General features: G+C 58.4%; 17 protein-coding genes. 7 read left to right on the top strand and 10 right to left on the bottom strand.

The genetic code is table 11. The annotated features are described in order from the left end of the window. The first annotated feature begins 331 nt into the window (after window positions 1-331). The gene (gene garD / locus C1N60_RS04380; protein WP_021507374.1) at window positions 332-1891 is read left to right on the top strand and encodes a galactarate dehydratase; all 1560 of its coding nucleotides are present in this window, start codon (window positions 332-334) and stop codon (window positions 1889-1891) included. A 73-nt stretch (window positions 1892-1964) separates the two neighbouring features. Here garD and C1N60_RS04375 read toward each other — a convergent pair whose 3' ends face one another. From C1N60_RS04375 to syd, 4 genes are all read right to left on the bottom strand, one after another. After that, window positions 1965-2411, bottom strand: a complete 447-nt coding sequence (locus C1N60_RS04375) for a flavodoxin (RefSeq protein WP_104189650.1) — start codon at window positions 2409-2411, stop codon at window positions 1965-1967. A 12-nt stretch (window positions 2412-2423) separates the two neighbouring features. After that, the gene (gene truC, locus C1N60_RS04370) at window positions 2424-3203 is read right to left on the bottom strand and encodes a tRNA pseudouridine(65) synthase TruC (protein ID WP_278708617.1); all 780 of its coding nucleotides are present in this window, start codon (window positions 3201-3203) and stop codon (window positions 2424-2426) included. Next, window positions 3203-3529 carry a YqcC family protein gene (locus C1N60_RS04365; RefSeq protein WP_394521444.1) on the bottom strand — a complete coding sequence of 109 codons (327 nt, stop codon included), beginning with the start codon at window positions 3527-3529 and terminating at the stop codon, window positions 3203-3205. Before C1N60_RS04365 ends, truC begins: the two co-directional genes overlap by 1 nt. 588 nt (window positions 3530-4117) lie before the next feature. Beyond that, window positions 4118-4666 carry a SecY-interacting protein gene (gene syd / locus C1N60_RS04360; RefSeq protein WP_394521443.1) on the bottom strand — a complete coding sequence of 183 codons (549 nt, stop codon included), beginning with the start codon at window positions 4664-4666 and terminating at the stop codon, window positions 4118-4120. 62 nt (window positions 4667-4728) lie between these two features. On the opposite strand from syd, the gene queF reads away from it, so the two are divergent. From queF to C1N60_RS04340, 4 genes are all read left to right on the top strand, one after another. Next, entirely contained in the window at window positions 4729-5574 is an 846-nt protein-coding gene (gene queF / locus C1N60_RS04355) for an NADPH-dependent 7-cyano-7-deazaguanine reductase QueF (RefSeq protein ID WP_394521442.1), read from the top strand. 186 nt (window positions 5575-5760) lie between these two features. Next, window positions 5761-7125 (top strand): nucleotide 5'-monophosphate nucleosidase PpnN, encoded by a 1365-nt coding sequence (ppnN, locus tag C1N60_RS04350; RefSeq protein ID WP_021507381.1) that lies wholly within the window; start codon window positions 5761-5763, stop codon window positions 7123-7125. A 38-nt stretch (window positions 7126-7163) separates the two neighbouring features. Then, window positions 7164-7931, top strand: a complete 768-nt coding sequence (xni, locus tag C1N60_RS04345; RefSeq protein ID WP_058780277.1) for a flap endonuclease Xni — start codon at window positions 7164-7166, stop codon at window positions 7929-7931. A gap of 238 nt (window positions 7932-8169) precedes the next feature. Further along, window positions 8170-9132, top strand: a complete 963-nt coding sequence (locus C1N60_RS04340) for an IS110 family RNA-guided transposase (protein ID WP_021312959.1) — start codon at window positions 8170-8172, stop codon at window positions 9130-9132. A 715-nt stretch (window positions 9133-9847) separates the two neighbouring features. On the opposite strand, the gene rlmM is transcribed toward C1N60_RS04340, so the two are convergent. The 4 genes from rlmM to C1N60_RS04320 all read right to left on the bottom strand — a co-directional run bounded on the left by rlmM (window position 9848) and on the right by C1N60_RS04320 (window position 12871). Further along, window positions 9848-10948 (bottom strand): 23S rRNA (cytidine(2498)-2'-O)-methyltransferase RlmM, encoded by a 1101-nt coding sequence (gene rlmM / locus C1N60_RS04335; protein ID WP_021507383.1) that lies wholly within the window; start codon window positions 10946-10948, stop codon window positions 9848-9850. Next, window positions 10941-11336 carry a DUF423 domain-containing protein gene (locus C1N60_RS04330; protein WP_021507384.1) on the bottom strand — a complete coding sequence of 132 codons (396 nt, stop codon included), beginning with the start codon at window positions 11334-11336 and terminating at the stop codon, window positions 10941-10943. The genes rlmM and C1N60_RS04330 overlap by 8 nt, the downstream gene beginning before the upstream one ends. A 50-nt stretch (window positions 11337-11386) precedes the next feature. Further along, a complete protein-coding gene (locus C1N60_RS04325; protein ID WP_010616414.1) occupies window positions 11387-12304 on the bottom strand; it encodes a transcriptional regulator GcvA in 918 nt (305 codons plus the stop codon). A gap of 342 nt (window positions 12305-12646) precedes the next feature. Further along, window positions 12647-12871, bottom strand: coding sequence for a YgdI/YgdR family lipoprotein (locus C1N60_RS04320; RefSeq protein WP_010616412.1), 225 nt, complete (start codon window positions 12869-12871; stop codon window positions 12647-12649). A gap of 208 nt (window positions 12872-13079) precedes the next feature. Between C1N60_RS04320 and csdA the strand changes: the two genes are divergently transcribed. Together csdA and csdE are read left to right on the top strand one after the other, a co-directional pair. Further along, on the top strand, window positions 13080-14285 hold the full coding sequence (gene csdA, locus C1N60_RS04315; RefSeq protein ID WP_394521441.1) for a cysteine desulfurase CsdA: 1206 nt from the start codon (window positions 13080-13082) through the stop codon (window positions 14283-14285). A 4-nt stretch (window positions 14286-14289) separates the two neighbouring features. Beyond that, window positions 14290-14742, top strand: a complete 453-nt coding sequence (csdE, locus tag C1N60_RS04310; RefSeq protein ID WP_021507386.1) for a cysteine desulfurase sulfur acceptor subunit CsdE — start codon at window positions 14290-14292, stop codon at window positions 14740-14742. Here csdE and tcdA read toward each other — a convergent pair. Together tcdA and mltA are read right to left on the bottom strand one after the other, a co-directional pair. Next, window positions 14730-15536: a tRNA cyclic N6-threonylcarbamoyladenosine(37) synthase TcdA gene (gene tcdA / locus C1N60_RS04305; RefSeq protein WP_021507387.1), complete on the bottom strand. Its 807-nt coding sequence runs from the start codon at window positions 15534-15536 to the stop codon at window positions 14730-14732. The genes csdE and tcdA overlap by 13 nt on opposite strands. Window positions 15537-15596: 60 nt before the next feature. Then, on the bottom strand, window positions 15597-16745 hold the full coding sequence (gene mltA, locus C1N60_RS04300; protein WP_021507388.1) for a murein transglycosylase A: 1149 nt from the start codon (window positions 16743-16745) through the stop codon (window positions 15597-15599). Window positions 16746-16899: the final 154 nt, after the last annotated feature.

The following is a 16899-nucleotide window of genomic DNA, read 5'->3' as shown; positions in this document are numbered from 1 at the left end:
GCGAAACACTGGAGGAACGCCCGAGGATAATCCCCAATCCGGCACAATTTTGTGGCATTTGCCCATAACGCTGCGGCGTGGCTCACGGAACCCGCCATCCAGCCGCCAGATTGCTGTAAAAGTGAACAGCAAGCGTACGCTTTGTGAGGCTCTTCACTTGCGTTTGGTAAAACGAACCAAACTGCGCGCCGATCGCGGCACAAAGCCAGTCAGTTGCACAATGCGTGGGCCAATACCCCTGCTTATACTGAGGCTGGCAAATAACGATGATGTGACGGACGTGATTTCAACCGCACCGCTATGACCGGTGCGACGAACCGGAAGGTGAGCAATGAACCGACCTCTGACAGACAAACCGCGCTACATTAAAGTGCACGACGCCGATAACGTGGCGATAGTGGTCAACGATCAGGGATTGCCCGCAGGCAGCCGCTTTGATGACGGTCTGCAACTGACTGAGCATGTGCCGCAGGGGCACAAAGTGGCGCTGAGCGATATCGCCCTGCATGGCGACATCGTGCGTTACGGTGAAGTGATTGGCACAGCGCTGCGCCCGATTGCGCGCGGCAGCTGGATTGAGGAGTCACTGGTGGCGCTGCCCGCCGCCCCACCTCTGGCCAGCCTGCCGCTGGCAACCAACGTGCCGCCGCCCCTGCCGCCGCTGGAAGGATACACCTTTGAAGGCTATCGCAACGCCGACGGCAGCGTCGGCACGCGCAATCTGCTCGGCATCACCACCAGCGTGCACTGCGTGGCGGGCGTGGTGGATTACGTGGTGCAGCTGATTGAGCGCGATCTGCTGCCGCGCTACAGCAACGTCGACGGCGTGGTGGCGCTCAACCATTTATATGGCTGCGGCGTGGCGATCAACGCACCGGCGGCGGTGGTGCCCATTCGCACCATTCACAACCTTGCACTGAATCCTAATTTTGGCGGCGAAGTGATGGTGGTGAGCCTCGGCTGCGAGAAATTACAGCCGGAGCGCCTGCTCACCGGTACACCGGACGTACAGGCCATTTCGCTGGATGAGCGCGATATCGTGCGCCTGCAGGATGAGCGTCACGTGGGCTTTGGCGCGATGGTCGATGAAATTCTGCAGGTGGCCGAGCGCCATCTGAAAAAACTCAATCAGCGTCAGCGCGAAACCTGTCCGGCGTCGGCGCTGGTAGTGGGTACCCAGTGCGGCGGCAGCGACGCGTTTTCCGGCGTGACGGCCAATCCGGCGGTTGGCTTTGCCTCGGATCTGCTGGTGCGTTGTGGTGCGACGGTGATGTTCTCGGAAGTGACCGAGGTGCGCGATGCGATCCATCTGCTGACGCCGCGTGTGGTAAACGAAGCGGTGGGCAAACGGCTGCTGGAGGAGATGGCGTGGTACGACGATTATCTGAGCCAGGGGCAAACCGACCGCAGCGCGAATCCGTCGCCGGGCAATAAAAAAGGCGGCCTGGCCAATGTGGTAGAAAAAGCGCTGGGCTCAATTGCCAAATCCGGCCGCAGCCCGATTGTCGAAGTGCTGTCACCCGGACAGCGCCCGACGCAGCGCGGGCTGATTTACGCCGCCACGCCGGCCAGCGATTTTGTCTGTGGCACCCAGCAGATGGCTTCCGGCATTACGCTGCAGGTGTTCACCACCGGGCGCGGCACGCCTTACGGCCTGGCGGCAATTCCGGTGATCAAAATGGCGACGCGCAGCGCGCTGGCGAACCGCTGGCACGATTTAATGGATATCAATGCCGGCACCATCGCGACGGGTGAAGAGAGTATTGAACAGGTCGGCTGGCGGCTGTTTGAGCTGATTCTGGATATCGCCAGCGGACGTAAACAGACGTGGTCAGATCGCTGGGGAATCCGTAATCAGCTGGCGGTATTCAATCCGGCACCGGTGACGTGATATGCAAAATTAACTTTCGGCGCGATCGGTTCCCTCTCCCGCCTGCGGGAGAGGGTTAGGGTGAGGGCCTGATTTACACCAGCTTACCCCAGCTCTCTACCCACGGCGTGGTCACTGACTCGGGCTCCGGATTTTCCGTCGCATCCACCAGCAGCACCTCGCCAATACGCTGCGCCTGCTGCTCCTGCAGCGTGGCATCAAAAGTCTTACCGGCCCCACAGAAGTGGTCGTAACTGCTGTCGCCTAAAGCGATTACGCCATAGCGCAGCTCAGGCTGATAGCCCAGCTCATCGCGCACCTGCACATACAGCCGCGCGATATTGTCCGGAAAATCGCCCTGCCCGGTGGTCGAGGTAATAATTAACGCGACCTCTTTGCTGTAAGCCTGCCAGTCGGCGAGTGACGGATCTTCAAACACCTTCACCTCATGCCCCTGCGCTTCCAGCACCGGCTGCGCCTCTTCGGCAACCAGCAGCGCGTTGCCATACACCGTACCTGTAAAAATGCCAATCTTTGCCATCTTGCAGCTCCTTTATTCTGTCGGCTTATCCTGGACTGCCTCAGCGGCAAACTCAACCCTCGGCACATCAGGCAACTGCTGCTGCCAGCCAAACGGGTGCAGCATCTGCTGCCAGACGCGATCCAGCCCGGCGCGAATCACCAGCGGTTCGCCGGTCACCGGATGCGTTAGCGTCAGCGCACTGGCGTGCAGCATCAGTCGATCCATGCCAAAGTGGGCTGCGGCACCGCGGTTCTGCCGCAGATCGCCGTGCGAGCTGTCACCGATGATCGGATGACGCAGGTGCGCCATATGGCGTCGCAGCTGATGTTTGCGCCCGGTGTGCGGCGACAGCTCAACCAGCGTATAACGTGCGCTGGGGTACTTGCCGATGGCCACCGGCAGTTCTGCCTGCGCCAGCGCGCGATAATCGGTGACTGCCGGCTGCGGCGCGCGCGGTTCCGTGACAAACTTGTCGGCAATTTTATCCAGCTCTTCTACCAGCGGATAATCCAGCGTTGCGCTACCGTCCAGCCAGCCGCGCACCACTGCGTGATAGGTTTTCTGAATCTGATGCTGCTCAAACTGCTGCGCCAGCAGCCGCCCGATTTCGCTGGAGAGCCCCATCAGCAGCACGCCAGACGTGGGCCGATCGAGGCGATGCGCGGTAAATACGTGCTGACCAATCTGATCGCGCACCGTCTGCATCACCACCACTTTCTCTTTGCGATCGAGCCAGCTGCGGTGCACCAGCCAGCCCGCCGGTTTATTCACCGCAACCAGCCATGCATCCTGATAAATGATCTCCAGCATCAGGCGTCCGGCGGCGCAAACAGCGCATCAAGCTGGCTGAGCGTCAGCAGCAGCGCTGCATGGCCCGGCGTGGTGGGCGGCAGGGCCATCTCATAATAAGGCGTAACGGCGAAGTTTTGCGGCAGCGCGGCGCCGGCGTCAAGCAGCGCCTGCATGCGCGGCAGCAGGACCCACTGCAGCCATTCGAGCGGCTGCAGGGTATCGAGACAGAAAGGTTGCGTGCTATTAAAGGCCGCCGCCGCCGGGGCGTGCGTCTGCCAGTGGCCGTGTTCGCGCATCACCGCTTCGACCTGCTGCAGCCGCTGAATAATCAGGTGCGTCGACATACGCTACCTCCGCGTCAAAAAGGGGCGGCAAGCATATCATTAGTGGGTGCGCGCGCAAAAACGGCATAAAAAAAGGGAGCACTGTGATTACAGTGCTCCCGGTTCGTTTGCAGCATTCCCGCCACCGCTGTGCTCCCTGCTCATCCATGACAACTGTTCCTGCGCTTTCCGTCGCCTGTCATCGTGACATTGGTCCTTAGCATCCTGGCCCGCCACATCCCGCGTGGCTCTCATTCTCCATCCTGGAGGTGTCCTTTACTCACTCCGGAGTGTCCTGCTTCATCCTGAAGCCTTCCCTGTGACGTAAACTCCGTTACGTTCCTGCCGCCTGGCTGACATTCTCCTGAACGTCTCTCAATCCGTGGCTTCCTGCCAGTGGTGACTATTCTGGCAGAAACCATCGCAATAACAAGTCAGTAAGCGCCGTTAAACGATTAAGCCATGTCTGTATTTTCGGATTGATGCCATAACTGCATGATTCACAATATTTTTACATTGCGGACTTCCGGAAGTCTGCGCAATGTTCTGGCGATCTCGCACAACAGTTGTGAGAGATCTCTTACAAGAGCTGCGAGAAAAGTCTGCAACTCACGAACTAACCGGTTGTAAAGCATTAAGAAATGTCTGAATATCCACCGCCAGTTTCTGCCGCTTCTTCGTACCCGGCTGCTCCAGGATCACTTCGCCGGTCAGATTACACACCGCGATAACATCCTGCTCCGAATCTGTCGTGGCGATAAACAGCGTCGGGCTCTGTTTCAGACGGCGCTTCATCACCAGATGACCAATCAGGTTCTCCTGCAGGCGGGTAAAATCGTCCTCGCTCCACACCTGCAGCAGCGTCAGCGACTGCTGTGCAAACTGCGCGTGCATGTCGCCGGCAAATTGTGTGGTATAGAACGTGGTGAGGTCCGGCTGCAGCTGAATATCCAGTGCGCGCTCAACGGCTGCCAGCGAGGCTGGCAGGCTAAAGTCCTGCGGCTGCCACAGAACGCGCTCATCCAGTTCACTGATGATGCAGGGCGACGGCACGCCGTACAGCTCTGCGCTGGCGGGAAAATGGCCGTGCTGCTGCTGCCAGTGCGCTACATAACGGGCGGTAAAATCGCGCAGGGCCTCTGCGGTTTGCTGCATCATTCATCTTCTCGCTGGTGATCGGTTACACTGACTCCCTTTGATGGATTTTAGTGGTAACCGTTATGTCTTCTGAAAACCGGGATACGGCGCTGAGCGGCCTGACTTTGGGTAAGCCCACCGCGTATGTTGATCGCTACGATAACACGCTGCTGCAGGCGGTGCCGCGCAGCCTGAATCGCGAGCCGCTCGGGCTCTATCCCGACAACCTGCCGTTCCACGGCGCAGATATCTGGACGCTGTATGAACTCTCCTGGCTTAACAGCAAAGGCGTGCCGCAGGTCGCGGTCGGCGAAGTGGTGCTAAGCGCCGACAGCGTGAATCTGATCGAGTCCAAAAGCTTCAAACTCTATCTTAACAGCTTTAACCAGACGATTTTCGCCGACTGGGGCGCCGTACGGCAAACGCTGGAGCGCGATCTCAGCGCCTGCGCTAACGGCAAGGTCAGCGTGGCGCTGTTTCGCCTGAGCGAAGTGGAAGGTCAGCCGATCGGGCACTTCGCTGGCGATGTCATCGACGAGCAGGATATCACCATCAGCGATTACGGCTTTAACGCCAATTACCTCGCCAGCGCAACGGGCAGCGAAGTGGTTGAAGAGACGCTGGTCAGCCATCTGCTGAAATCGAACTGTCTGATCACCAATCAGCCGGACTGGGGCTCGGTGATGATTCGCTATCAGGGCCCGCGTATCGATCGCGAAGCGCTGCTGCGCTATCTGATTTCGTTCCGCCAGCACAATGAGTTTCATGAGCAGTGCGTCGAGCGCATTTTTAACGATATACAACGCTTTTGTCAGCCAGCAGCATTAACCGTCTACGCGCGCTACACGCGGCGCGGCGGGCTGGATATCAATCCGTGGCGCAGCAATGTCCCCTTCACGCCGGGCTACTCCCGCCTGGTGCGCCAGTAGCAGATTGCGAGATGTCTCGCGGGCCGCCGCACGGATGCGCGGTTCCACTTGAGCATTCGCGGCCGACAACGGTACTCTGGTACAGGCGCGAGGGCGACAGCGTGCTTACCGAAGGATTTTCGTCACTGCGCTCAACGGGTTAAGCGCAGCGTCATCAGTCACGCATTTGCGTGTAAAGGAGTTCTCTTGATTACACATATCAGCCCGCTTGGCTCAATGGATCTGCTCTCCCAGCTGGAAGTCGACATGCTGAAGCGTACTGCCAGCAGCGATCTCTACCAGCTGTTTCGTAACTGCTCGCTGGCGGTACTCAACTCCGGCAGCCAGACCGACAGTAGCCACGAACTGCTTTCCCGCTTTGAAAATTTTGACATCAACGTGCTGCGCCGCGAGCGCGGCGTGAAACTGGAGCTGATCAACCCGCCGGAAGAGGCGTTTGTTGACGGCCGGATTATCCGTTCGCTGCAGGCGAACCTGTTTGCCGTACTGCGCGATATTCTGTTTGTTAACGGTCAGCTCTCGGCAGCGGATCGTCTGCAGAATCAGGATGTCACCGACTCCGCGCACATCACCAATCAGGTGTTCTCTATTCTGCGCAATGCGCGCGCGCTGCACGTGGGCGAATATCCCAACACCGTGGTGTGCTGGGGCGGTCACTCCATCAACGCGGTCGAATATCAATATTGCCGCAATGTCGGGACGCAGATGGGCCTGCGCGAACTGAACATCTGTACCGGCTGTGGTCCGGGCGTGATGGAAGCGCCGATGAAAGGGGCAGCGGTAGGCCATGCACAGCAGCGCTATCACGACAGCCGGTTTATCGGCCTGACCGAACCGTCGATCATCGCTGCGGAGCCACCTAACCCGCTGGTGAATGAACTGATCATCATGCCGGATATCGAAAAGCGTCTGGAAGCCTTTGTGCGCATCGCGCACGGCATCGTGATCTTCCCGGGCGGCGTGGGCACGGCAGAAGAGCTGTTGTATCTGCTGGGCATTCTGATGAATCCGCAGAACAGCGATCAGGTCCTGCCGCTGATCCTCACCGGGCCAAAAGAGAGCGCCGATTACTTCCGCGTGCTGGATGATTTCATCGTTAATACGCTGGGTGAAGCTGCGCGCCGGCATTACAAAATCATCATTGATGATGCTGCGGAAGTGGCGCGTCTGATGAAGAAAGCCATGCCGCAGGTGAAAGAGTACCGCCGCGAAACCGGCGATGCTTACAGCTTTAACTGGTCGATTCGCATTGCGCCGGATCTGCAGGTGCCGTTCCTGCCGACCCACGAAAATATGGCCAACCTCAAACTGTTCCCGAATCAGCCAGCAGAAAAACTGGCGGCGGATCTGCGGCGTGCCTTCTCGGGCATCGTGGCCGGTAACGTCAAAGAGATGGGGATCCGCGAAATCCGGGAAAAAGGTCCGTATCAGCTGCAAGGCGATGCCGATCTGATGCACCGTATGGACGAACTGCTGCAGGGCTTCGTCGCGCAGCAGCGCATGAAGCTGCCCGGCAGCGCTTACATCCCCTGCTACGAAATCATCAAATAACCCATCAGGAAGGCAGCCTGCGGGCTGCCGATATCACTATGTCGCTTCATCTGCTTATTATCGACGCGCTCAATCTGATCCGCCGCCTGCACGCGGTGCAGGGTTCACCCTGTCGTGAGGCCTGCGTGGCGGCGCTGCATCAGCTGTTGGGCCACACGCGGCCAACGCACGTGGTGGCGGTGTTTGACAGCCATGACCGACAGCCTGGCTGGCGTCATCAGTTATTGCCGGATTACAAAGCGGGCCGCCCGCCGATGCCGGACGATTTACAGCAGGAGATGGCCTCGCTGCAGGCGGCCTTTGAGGCCAGCGGTGTCAGCTGCTGGGTTGCCGAACAGGATGAAGCGGACGATCTGGCCGCGACGCTGGCAGTGAAGATGGCCGACGCCGGTCATCAGGCCACCATCGTTTCCACCGATAAAGGTTACTGCCAGCTGCTGGCGCCGAGCATCCGCATCCGCGATTATTTTCAGAAGCGCTGGCTGGACGTGCCGTTTATCGAACAGGAGTTCGGCGTCGCGCCGGCCCAGCTGGCGGATTACTGGGGCTTATGCGGTATCAGCAGCAGCAAAATTCCAGGCGTGCCCGGCATCGGACCGAAAAGCGCACGGGAACTGCTGCTGCAGTTTGGTTCGCTCGAGGCCCTGTATCAGCAGCTGGATCAGGTACCTGAGAAGTGGCAGAAGAAGTTACGCGATCACCGCGCGACCGCGGAGGTGTGCCGACAGGTGTCAACGCTGAAGCGGGATTTGGTGTTGCAGGGGAATTTAAATACCTTGCGGTATCAGGGTCCGGCGCGTCATTGAGGTCGCCATGAATGGCGCCCCTTATATCCCGATCATTCTCCTCCGGGTATGATGATCCCCGACTGATCATCGGGAAGTTGCTGGTGAGATGGGGGCGCCCCCTGGGCATAAAGCCTGCTTCGTAGATTCATCCCCGGCAACTTAACTCCCGCCTTCAAGACCGGACGGTATCCTGTGCCCCGAGCACGCATCCATAAGGATGGTCATGGCGGTTTCCCTGTGCTGTTAAGGAGAATCTATGCAAACCCGTATGCCTGTCGGCATTGATGTTGCCTCCGGAAAGTTTGATGTGGCCGTCTGGAAAGGCGACACGTCTTACAAAACCAAAGTCTTTCCCAACACCCCTAAGGGCTTTATCGCCCTGAAAAAATGGCTGGAGCCGTTCGGCTGCTGCCATATCTGCATGGAGGCTACCGGCGCGTACAGTGAGCCGCTGGCCACCTTCCTGCACGACGAAGGCTATGATGTCAGCGTGGAAAATCCCGCGCGCATCAGGCGCTTCGGACAGGCGGAGCTGAGCCGTAACAAGACGGATAAAGACGATGCGCGCATGATAGCGCGCTACTGTAAACTGCACGGCCCGTCGCTGTGGCAGCCGGCGCCGCTGAATGAACGCAGGCTGAAGGCGCTGGTGAAGCGCCTGACGAATCTTCAGGAAATGCGGCAGATGGAAGAGAACCGGCTGGAGGTCTCGGATGCGGTGGTGCAGCCCTCAATCCGCGTGGTCATTGCGGCGCTGGATGCGCAGATAGACGAAACGAAGCGGGCAATAAACGACCATATCGACAATGATCCGGGCCTTAAAAAGAACAGGGAACTGCTGGAGTCCATCCCGGGCATCGCGGGCGTGCTGAGCAGCACGATGCTGGCGTATCTGGGGGACATGTCGAGGTTCAGCAGCAGCAAGGCGCTTGTGGCGTGGGTGGGTCTGAATCCGATGCGGCAGGAGTCCGGTGAGTGGAAGGGCAAAAGCAGGATATCGAAGATGGGCAACAGCGCGATGCGCAAGGCCCTGTACATGCCTGCGATAGTGGCGATGAAGTGGAATCCGGCGGTGAGTGCGCTGAAGAAACGGCTGGATGCGGGTAAGAAAACGGGAAAAGTCGTGGTGTGCGCGGCGATGAAGAAGCTGCTGCAGCTGGCTTATGGCGTGCTGAAATCGGGTCGTCCGTTCGATGCCGAAATATGTCTTGCCAGGTAACCGGCAAGACGGTATCTACAGCAGCACGGCAAGCCTGAGCTGTTCAGGCAGGTTTCAGCCCCATTCCACAACGATCGCGGGTTTAGTTGCGGCGCAATTTATTGCGCGATGAATCGCGCCGCTACGGATGAGTGCAACTAAGTTCTGCGAAATAATTTGTGCTAGTGCAAGGCGGCAAGCCTGAGCTGATCCGGGAAGTTTCAACCCTACTCATTGCGCGATGAATCGCGCCGCTACGGGCTGGTGCACCTAATTTCTGCGAAATAATTTGTGCCACCGCAGGACGACAAGCCCGAGCTGTTCAGGAAAGTTTCAATCCCGCTCATTGCGCGATGAATCGCGCCGCTACGGGTTAGTGCACCTAATTTCTGCGAAATAATTTGTGCCACCGCAGGACGACAAGCCCGAGCTGTTCAGGGAAGTTTCAATCCCGCTCATTGCGCGATGAATCGCGCCGCTACGGGCTAGTGCACCTAGTTTCTGCGAAATAATTTGTGCCACCGCAGGACGACAAGCCCGAGCTGTTCAGGGAAGTTTCAATCCCGCTCATTGCGCGATAAATCGCGCCGCTACGGATGAGTGCAACTAAGTTCTGCGAAATAATTTGTGCTAGCGCAAGGCGGCAAGCCTGGGAGTCCCCGGGAGCATACATTAGTATGTGACCGGGGCGAGCAGGCGCAGCCAACGCCGCGATAGCGCAAAGTATGAAGCAGAACTAGCGTTCGTCGCGCCGTCCGCCGACTGCCGCCCAAATCCGGCGCACATGCACGGTCACTTCTTCGCGGTCGTGATACAGCTGGCGCGCCTGGATCTGCGCGTTTACGCCCTTCTCCTTCAGCGCCGCGTCCATCATTGCCAGGTTCTGCGTAACTTCTTCATAGCGCTTTTTCATTGGCAGCTTGAGGTTGAAGATCGCCTCACGGCACCAGCCGTTGACCAGCCATTCGGTCATCAGGCTGGCGACGCGCACCGGTTTTTCCACCATGTCGCACACCAGCCAGCTGATGTTGCTGCGCGGCGGGCGGAATTTGAACCCGTCTTCGCGGCAGTGCGTAACCTGTCCGGTATCCATCAGGCTCGGCGCCATCGGGCCGTTATCCACCGCGTAGACCCACATGCTGCGCTTTACCAGCTGATAGGTCCAGCCGCCGGGGCAGGCACCAAGATCGACCGCATACATGCCGCTGCCCAGCCGTTCGTCCCACTCATCGGCCGGCACGAACACATGGAATGCTTCTTCCAGCTTCAGCGTAGAGCGGCTTGGCGCATCGGCCGGGAACTTCAGGCGCGGAATGCCCATGTAAAACGGCGAGTTGTTGTGCGGCAGCGAATAACCAACGTAGCAGGTGCCCGGCGCGATAAAGAACACATGCACCACCGGACGTTTATTGCTCTCATAATTCAGCAGGATTTTGCTGTCGCGCAGGCTGGCGCGCAGCGGTACCGTCAGCTTGCGGCAAAATTTGGTCAGCTCTTTGGCTTCATTGGTGTCGGGCACTTCAACGCGCAGCTCGCCGCCCTTCTCCACTACGCCGCTCAGCATACCGACGATCGGGGTAATACGATCTTCTGGCGGGAGATCGCGCAGCAGCTCGCCCACCACCAGCATTTGCCGGGCAAAAATCAGCTCCGCGAACGGCAGCGTGGCGATCAGTTTTTCCGCCTCTTCTGGCTGATAGCACTCAAACAGCACGTAACCGGCGTCATCTTTAACACGCGGAAAACCGTAGATTTCACGTTCCGCTGCTTTGGCACTGATTTCTGCCGCACACTCTTTCTCAAATCCCGGACGGCAATAGAGTAAAACTTTATTCATGGCGATCTGCCTTTCGTTTCAGACGCAGCGCGCCAATCAACATCAAAAACCAGCCAATCAGGAAGCACAGGCCTCCAACCGGCGTAACAAACACCCAAAACTTCAGGTGCGACAGCGCCAGACAATACAGGCTACCGCTGAACAGGACGATACCCAGCGCCATCGCGGCGCTACTCCAGTAAAACCAGATATTGGCGCGACGCAGCATCGCTGCGCCAATACCGATAATCGCCAGCGTATGATACGCCTGATATTCAAGGCCGGTATGGATCCACGCCATCTCGGCCGCGCCGAGCGCTTTGCTCAGCACGTGCGCCCCAAAAGCACCAAACGCCACCAGCAGAAAGCCGCTGATGGCGGCAAATATAAACATGGCACGACTGGACATTCATTTATCCTCAAGGTGAAACCACACATCACTGTGCGGCAGGCAACGCGTTAGTGATCGTAGCGGAAGCGGAATTTTTCTTGTTCAGTTGCGGCTTTTTCCAGAATCCACTGCCGAAAGGCGGCTATTTTACCCAGTTCTGCCTGGCTGTCATGACAAACCAGATAAAAAGCATTTTTACTCACTAAGACATCGTTGAAAGGACAGACCAGCCGTCCGGCCTCAATTTCACTCTGCGCCATCACGTTATTGGCCAGCGCCACGCCCTGGCCGTGGATCGCCGCCTGCAGCACCATGGCGCTGTGGCTGAAGATCGGCCCCTGCTGAACATTAATGTGCTGCAAGCCCAGCTGACGAATATAGGATTGCCAGTCACGGCGCGAGGCGTCATGCAGCAGCGTGAAATGCGCCAGATCGGCTGGTGATTTGAGCGGATTGTCGCCGGTCAGCAGCAGCGGCGAGCAGACCGGCAGCAGATATTCGGCATACAATTTCTCTACCCGCAAACCGGGCCAGTTGCCGCGGCCGTAAAAAATCGCCACGTCGACATCGTCGGCCAGCTTCTCCTCATCACGGTCTACCGCCTGGATACGCACATCAATGCCCGGATAAGCCAGATTAAAGCTGGAGAGGCGCGGAACCAGCCACTGAATGGCGAAACTCGGCAACAGGCTGACGGTGAGAGCCCCTTTGGCACTGCGCGCCTGCAGTTTGCGCGTGGCATCGTTCAGTGCCGAAAAAATCTCTTTGATATCGAGATAGTAGCTTTGACCCTCTTCGGTCAGTAACAGCGAACGATTGCGCCGGCGAAACAGCTTGAGACCGAGAAAATCTTCCAGCGATTTAATCTGATGGCTGACAGCCGCCTGGGTGACAAACAGCTCCTCAGCGGCTTTGGTGAAGCTCAAATGACGGGCCGCAGCGTCGAAGACGCGAAGAGCATTAAGCGGCGGAAGGCGTTTTGACATGGTTTTCCGTACCCGGATTGACAGCGTAACACTGCAACTTATACAAAGTCGTTACGTATTAGATTTTTTAATCCGAGACATTATAATTTGTCCGTTGAGGAAGCTCCAGCAAATACCTATAGTTGCCGCACTTCCTGAGCCGGAACGAAAAGATTTCTGGAAACGTGCGAGAGATCGCAGACTTTTAGAGAGCTTTTGGCTTGTGGTCGTGATGTTGTGTTTGCATTTTGATCTGACGATTGCAGATCAAACTTTTAATTCCTGTAGATTTACCCTGTCTGTCCATAGTGATTTTAAATAGCACCGCAAATTGCGGTGCTTTTTTTTACCTGCTAACCGGGCTTACTGGCCCATTTCCACCATCTCTTTCACATCTGAGCGGTTAATCTGCTGCTCGTTGCCATTGGCATCTTTATAGCTGATCATACCGGTTTCATCGTCAACTTTTGGTTTGCCATCCGCAACAATGGTGCGACCATCATTGGTATGCATGACGTAGTTGCTGGAACAGGCGGCCAGGGTAAAGGCCATGGTGCACACGGCCAGCACTGCGGCGAGTTTATTCATCTTCTATCTCCTTGCAGATTGATTGCATTAAACCACCCGCGTGCGCTGATCAGTGGCAGCAAACAGAGCGATCGACTGGAACAGACCGATTCGTTATGCGGGTTTCGGTTCAAACCTTGCAATAATTAGCATAACGCGCTTTTCCAGCTTTGCCAGGCCACGGCGTGGCTTTCAGCCTGGTCCTAACATCCAAGTAAGTGAGCTGAGTATGACCCATTTCTCTCCTGGCGAGTTTCGTCAGCAGTTTCCCGCGCTGAGCGATGCGGGTGTCTATCTCGACAGCGCCGCCACCGCGCTGAAGCCGCAGGCGGTGATTGACGCGACCGCGCAGTTTTATTCGCTGAGCGGCGGCACCGTCCACCGCAGCCAGTTCGCCGCTGCCCGCGCGCTGACGGCACAATATGAACAGGCGCGGGCGCGCGTGGCGCACTGGCTGCAGGCGGCGGACGATCGGCAAATCGTCTGGACGCGTGGCACCACGGAAGCCATCAACCTGGTGGCGCACAGCTGGCTGGCGCCGCGCCTGCAGCCGGGCGACGAGATTGTGGTGAGCGAAGCCGAGCACCACGCCAATCTGGTGCCGTGGCTGATGGTGGCGCAGGCCAGCGGTGCGAAAGTGATAAAGTGGCCGCTTGGCGCTGACCGGCGGCCGGATATCGCCCTGCTGCCGCAGCTGCTCAACGCGCGCACCCGTCTGCTGGCGATAGGTCAGATGTCTAACGTGACCGGCGGCTGTCCGGATCTGGCGCAGGCGATTACGCTGGCGCACGGCGTCGGGGCGAAAGTGATGGTGGATGGCGCGCAGGGCGTGGTGCACTGCCCGCCGGATGTGCAGGCGCTGGATATCGACTTCTACGCCTTTTCCGCGCACAAGCTGTACGGTCCGATGGGCACTGGCGTGCTGTACGGCAAAGCGGAGCTGCTGGACGCGATGCCGCCGTGGCAGGGCGGCGGCAAAATGCTGACGCAGGTCGATTTCAGCGGCTTCACGCCGCAGCCGGTGCCGTGGCGCTTTGAAGCAGGCACGCCGAACGTGGCGGGCGTGGTCGGGCTGAGTGCGGCGCTGGACTGGCTGACACAGTATGATGCCGGGAAAGCCGAACGCTGGAGCCAGCAGCTGGCCAGCCTTGCCGAAGAGCAACTCAGCGCTATTCCCGGCTTCCGCAGTTACCGCTGCGGCAGCGCCAGCCTGCTGGCGTTTGATATCGCCGGTATTCACCACAGCGATATCGTGACGCTGCTGGCGGAACAGGGCATCGCGCTGCGCGCCGGCCAGCACTGTGCCCAGCCGCTGATGGCGGCGCTTGGCGTCAGCGGCACGCTGCGCGTCTCATTTGCCCCCTATAATAATCTGCAGGATGTGGACGCGCTGGTGCGCGCCATGCACCATGCCGTGGATTTACTAAGTGAGTAACGTAATGACATCAGCCCTGCTTGCCCCCCATCCGTTTGGTGACCTGATTACCGAAGCCAGCCTGACGGAGAAGTTTGCCCATTTTCATCAGTGGGAAGATCGCTACCGCCAGCTGATTCAGCTCAGCCGCCAGCTGCCGGCACTGCCGGAAGCGCTGAAAACGGCGGAAATTGAGCTCTCCGGCTGCGAAAACCGCGTCTGGCTCAGCAGCCAGCAGCGGGCCGACGGCACGCTGCATTTTTACGGCGACAGCGAGGGACGCATTGTGCGCGGATTGCTGGCGGTGCTGCTGACAGCGGTGGAAGGAAAAACGCCCGCAGCGCTGTTAGCCACAGACCCGCTGGCGCTGTTTGATACCTTAGGGCTGCGCGCGCAGCTGAGCGCCTCGCGCAGCAGTGGTTTACAGGCGCTGGCAGAGGCGGTACAGCGCGCCGCCCGCGCGCATCAGGCAGACTGACGCGCCGCGCGCGCGAGGAATTTTTTCAGCGCGTGCGACACCGCAACAAAACCAAAGGTGGCGGTCACCATGGTGGCCGCACCAAAGCCGGCGGCACAGTCCATGCGCTTTGGCCCTTCCGCCGTGCTGCGCGAAGCGCATACGCTGCCGTCCGGCTGCGGATACACCAGCGCCTCGGTAGAGAACACGCAGTCGATCCCCAGTTTACCCTTGCTGTTTTTCACTACGCCAAAATCACTTTTCAGCCGCTCGCGCAGTTTGGCAGCCAGCGGATCCTGAATGGTTTTGGCTAAGTCACTGACCTGAATCTGCGTCGGATCAATCTGTCCGCCGGCGCCACCGGTGGTGATCAGCGGAATCTTATTGCGCCGGCACCAGGCAATCAGCGCAGCCTTGGGGCGCACGCTATCAATCGCGTCAATCACATAGTCGAACCCCGCCGCCATCAGCTCAGCGGTATTGTCCGGCGTGATAAAGTCATCGATGCAGATCACCTCACACTCCGGATTGATGGCGTGAATACGCTGCGCCATCACCTCGGTTTTCGCCTGACCGACATGCCCCTGCAACGCATGAATCTGACGGTTGGTATTGGTAATACACACATCATCCATGTCAATCAGGGTAATTTTACCGATGCCGGTGCGCGCCAGCGCTTCGGCCGCCCAGGAACCGACGCCGCCAATGCCGATGACGCAGAAATGCGCGTCGGCAAAACGCTGCAGTGCTTCCTGCCCGTAGAGACGCGCCGTGCCGCCAAATCGCTGGCGCCAGGCGTCGCTGACAACTTTCATAGCTAACCTTTTGGTACGATGCGCAGACGCGCACCCGACAAACCCAGGGTGCGCAGCCTATCAATTTGCGCCGATAATCAATGAACCATTATTGCCGTTTTGCGGATTGCTGAACAGCGGCTGGCCGGTTCCCGGTGCGGCTTTCAGCACCCAGACGCGGCCATAATGGTTGTAGAAGCCCGCCAGATGCGCCGCATCCGGGCCGACGCCCTGGTAGATATCGAAGTGCTGGCCTTTGATCGCGCCGCCCACGTCCAGCGCGACCATCAGGCGCATCTCATATTTGCCGTTGAATTTGCCCTTCTCATTCAGCTGCGGCACTTCAGCCAGCAGCGCCGTGCCGGCGGGAATCAGTGAACGATCGGACGCCACCGAGGCTTTGGCAATCAGCGGTACCGCGCTGGCACCGCGCACCGGCACATACTCTTCCGGCTTAAAGAACACGAACGACTGGTTGGTTTCCAGTACGTTGCGCACTTCCTGCGGTGAGTGCTCCTGCGCCCACTGCCGAATCGCCTGCATCGACATATCTTCGCGCTTCACTTCACCGCGATCGATCAGCTCTTTACCAATACTGTGGTAAGCCCAGCCGTTCTTGCCGCCGTAGCCGAAGAAGCGCAGCGGACGGCCATCGCCGAAATCGACATAGCCGCTGCCCTGCACGTCCATCATAAAGTTGTCGATCAGCGAGTTGCTCCAGGCAATCACATAACGCTCATCCAGTGCGCCACTATAGATAGAAGCGCGGCTTGGCAGCTTCTGTCCGCGCGGACGCGGCGGCATGCGATAAATTGGATACTGGAATTCGCCCTGACGGGTATAACGCGCTTCCACCACCGGCGTGTAGTAACCGGTAAACTGTACGTTGCCGTAGCTGTCGGTGCCTTCCATCTGATAGGCGTTCAGGCCGAACTGGCGCAGCTGACGCGTATCGGCGCCGGAGAGCAGCCAGTTCTGAATCGCACTGTAAGTGCCGAGGTTGCGGCCATACAGACCGGACGACGCCGACTGGATCTGCTGCACCTGCAGGCCGAAATCACGGCCATTGACCGGACGCCCTTTGGCGTTCGGCTCATTCACCAGCCCGAGCGGTTGCTCCAGCTTGCCATCAATATATTGCTGACCGCGATCGGTCGGCTTAGAGCTACAACCGGCTAACAGCGCCAGAAATGCGCCAGTAAGTGCATACTTCGCCCAATGTCCTTTCATTACCTTCTCTTTTTAAGCTGGTTGTTTGCACGGCGACGATAGCAAAGGGGCAGACAGAATGAAATCTGCCGCAGGCTAGCGCGCTCACATCTGTATAATAAATCGCCCAATGGTCAAATAATTCAGCAACTGTTTGTCTATTTAGCGCTTTAAC

The sequence above is a fragment of the Pantoea sp. SGAir0184 genome (assembly GCF_043544755.1).
Note: the sequence above shows the minus strand (reverse complement) of the source record. Positions and strands in the feature narration are given on the sequence as shown.

Bases quoted from the DNA above. Each gene is read 5' to 3' on its own strand.
- garD (WP_021507374.1), top strand. From the start codon at position 332: ATGAACCGACCTCTGACAGACAAACCGCGCTACATTAAAGTGCACGAC.
- mltA (WP_021507388.1), bottom strand. From the start codon at position 16,745: ATGAAAGGACATTGGGCGAAGTATGCACTTACTGGCGCATTTCTGGCG.
- rlmM (WP_021507383.1), bottom strand. From the start codon at position 10,948: ATGAATAAAGTTTTACTCTATTGCCGTCCGGGATTTGAGAAAGAGTGT.
- xni (WP_058780277.1), top strand. From the start codon at position 7,164: ATGTCGCTTCATCTGCTTATTATCGACGCGCTCAATCTGATCCGCCGC.
- C1N60_RS04375 (WP_104189650.1), bottom strand. From the start codon at position 2,411: ATGGCAAAGATTGGCATTTTTACAGGTACGGTGTATGGCAACGCGCTG.
- tcdA (WP_021507387.1), bottom strand. From the start codon at position 15,536: ATGAAAGTTGTCAGCGACGCCTGGCGCCAGCGATTTGGCGGCACGGCG.
- csdA (WP_394521441.1), top strand. From the start codon at position 13,080: ATGACCCATTTCTCTCCTGGCGAGTTTCGTCAGCAGTTTCCCGCGCTG.
- C1N60_RS04325 (WP_010616414.1), bottom strand. From the start codon at position 12,304: ATGTCAAAACGCCTTCCGCCGCTTAATGCTCTTCGCGTCTTCGACGCT.
- C1N60_RS04320 (WP_010616412.1), bottom strand. From the start codon at position 12,871: ATGAATAAACTCGCCGCAGTGCTGGCCGTGTGCACCATGGCCTTTACC.
- syd (WP_394521443.1), bottom strand. From the start codon at position 4,666: ATGATGCAGCAAACCGCAGAGGCCCTGCGCGATTTTACCGCCCGTTAT.
- queF (WP_394521442.1), top strand. From the start codon at position 4,729: ATGTCTTCTGAAAACCGGGATACGGCGCTGAGCGGCCTGACTTTGGGT.
- C1N60_RS04330 (WP_021507384.1), bottom strand. From the start codon at position 11,336: ATGTCCAGTCGTGCCATGTTTATATTTGCCGCCATCAGCGGCTTTCTG.
- csdE (WP_021507386.1), top strand. From the start codon at position 14,290: ATGACATCAGCCCTGCTTGCCCCCCATCCGTTTGGTGACCTGATTACC.
- C1N60_RS04365 (WP_394521444.1), bottom strand. From the start codon at position 3,529: ATGTCGACGCACCTGATTATTCAGCGGCTGCAGCAGGTCGAAGCGGTG.
- truC (WP_278708617.1), bottom strand. From the start codon at position 3,203: ATGCTGGAGATCATTTATCAGGATGCATGGCTGGTTGCGGTGAATAAA.
- C1N60_RS04340 (WP_021312959.1), top strand. From the start codon at position 8,170: ATGCAAACCCGTATGCCTGTCGGCATTGATGTTGCCTCCGGAAAGTTT.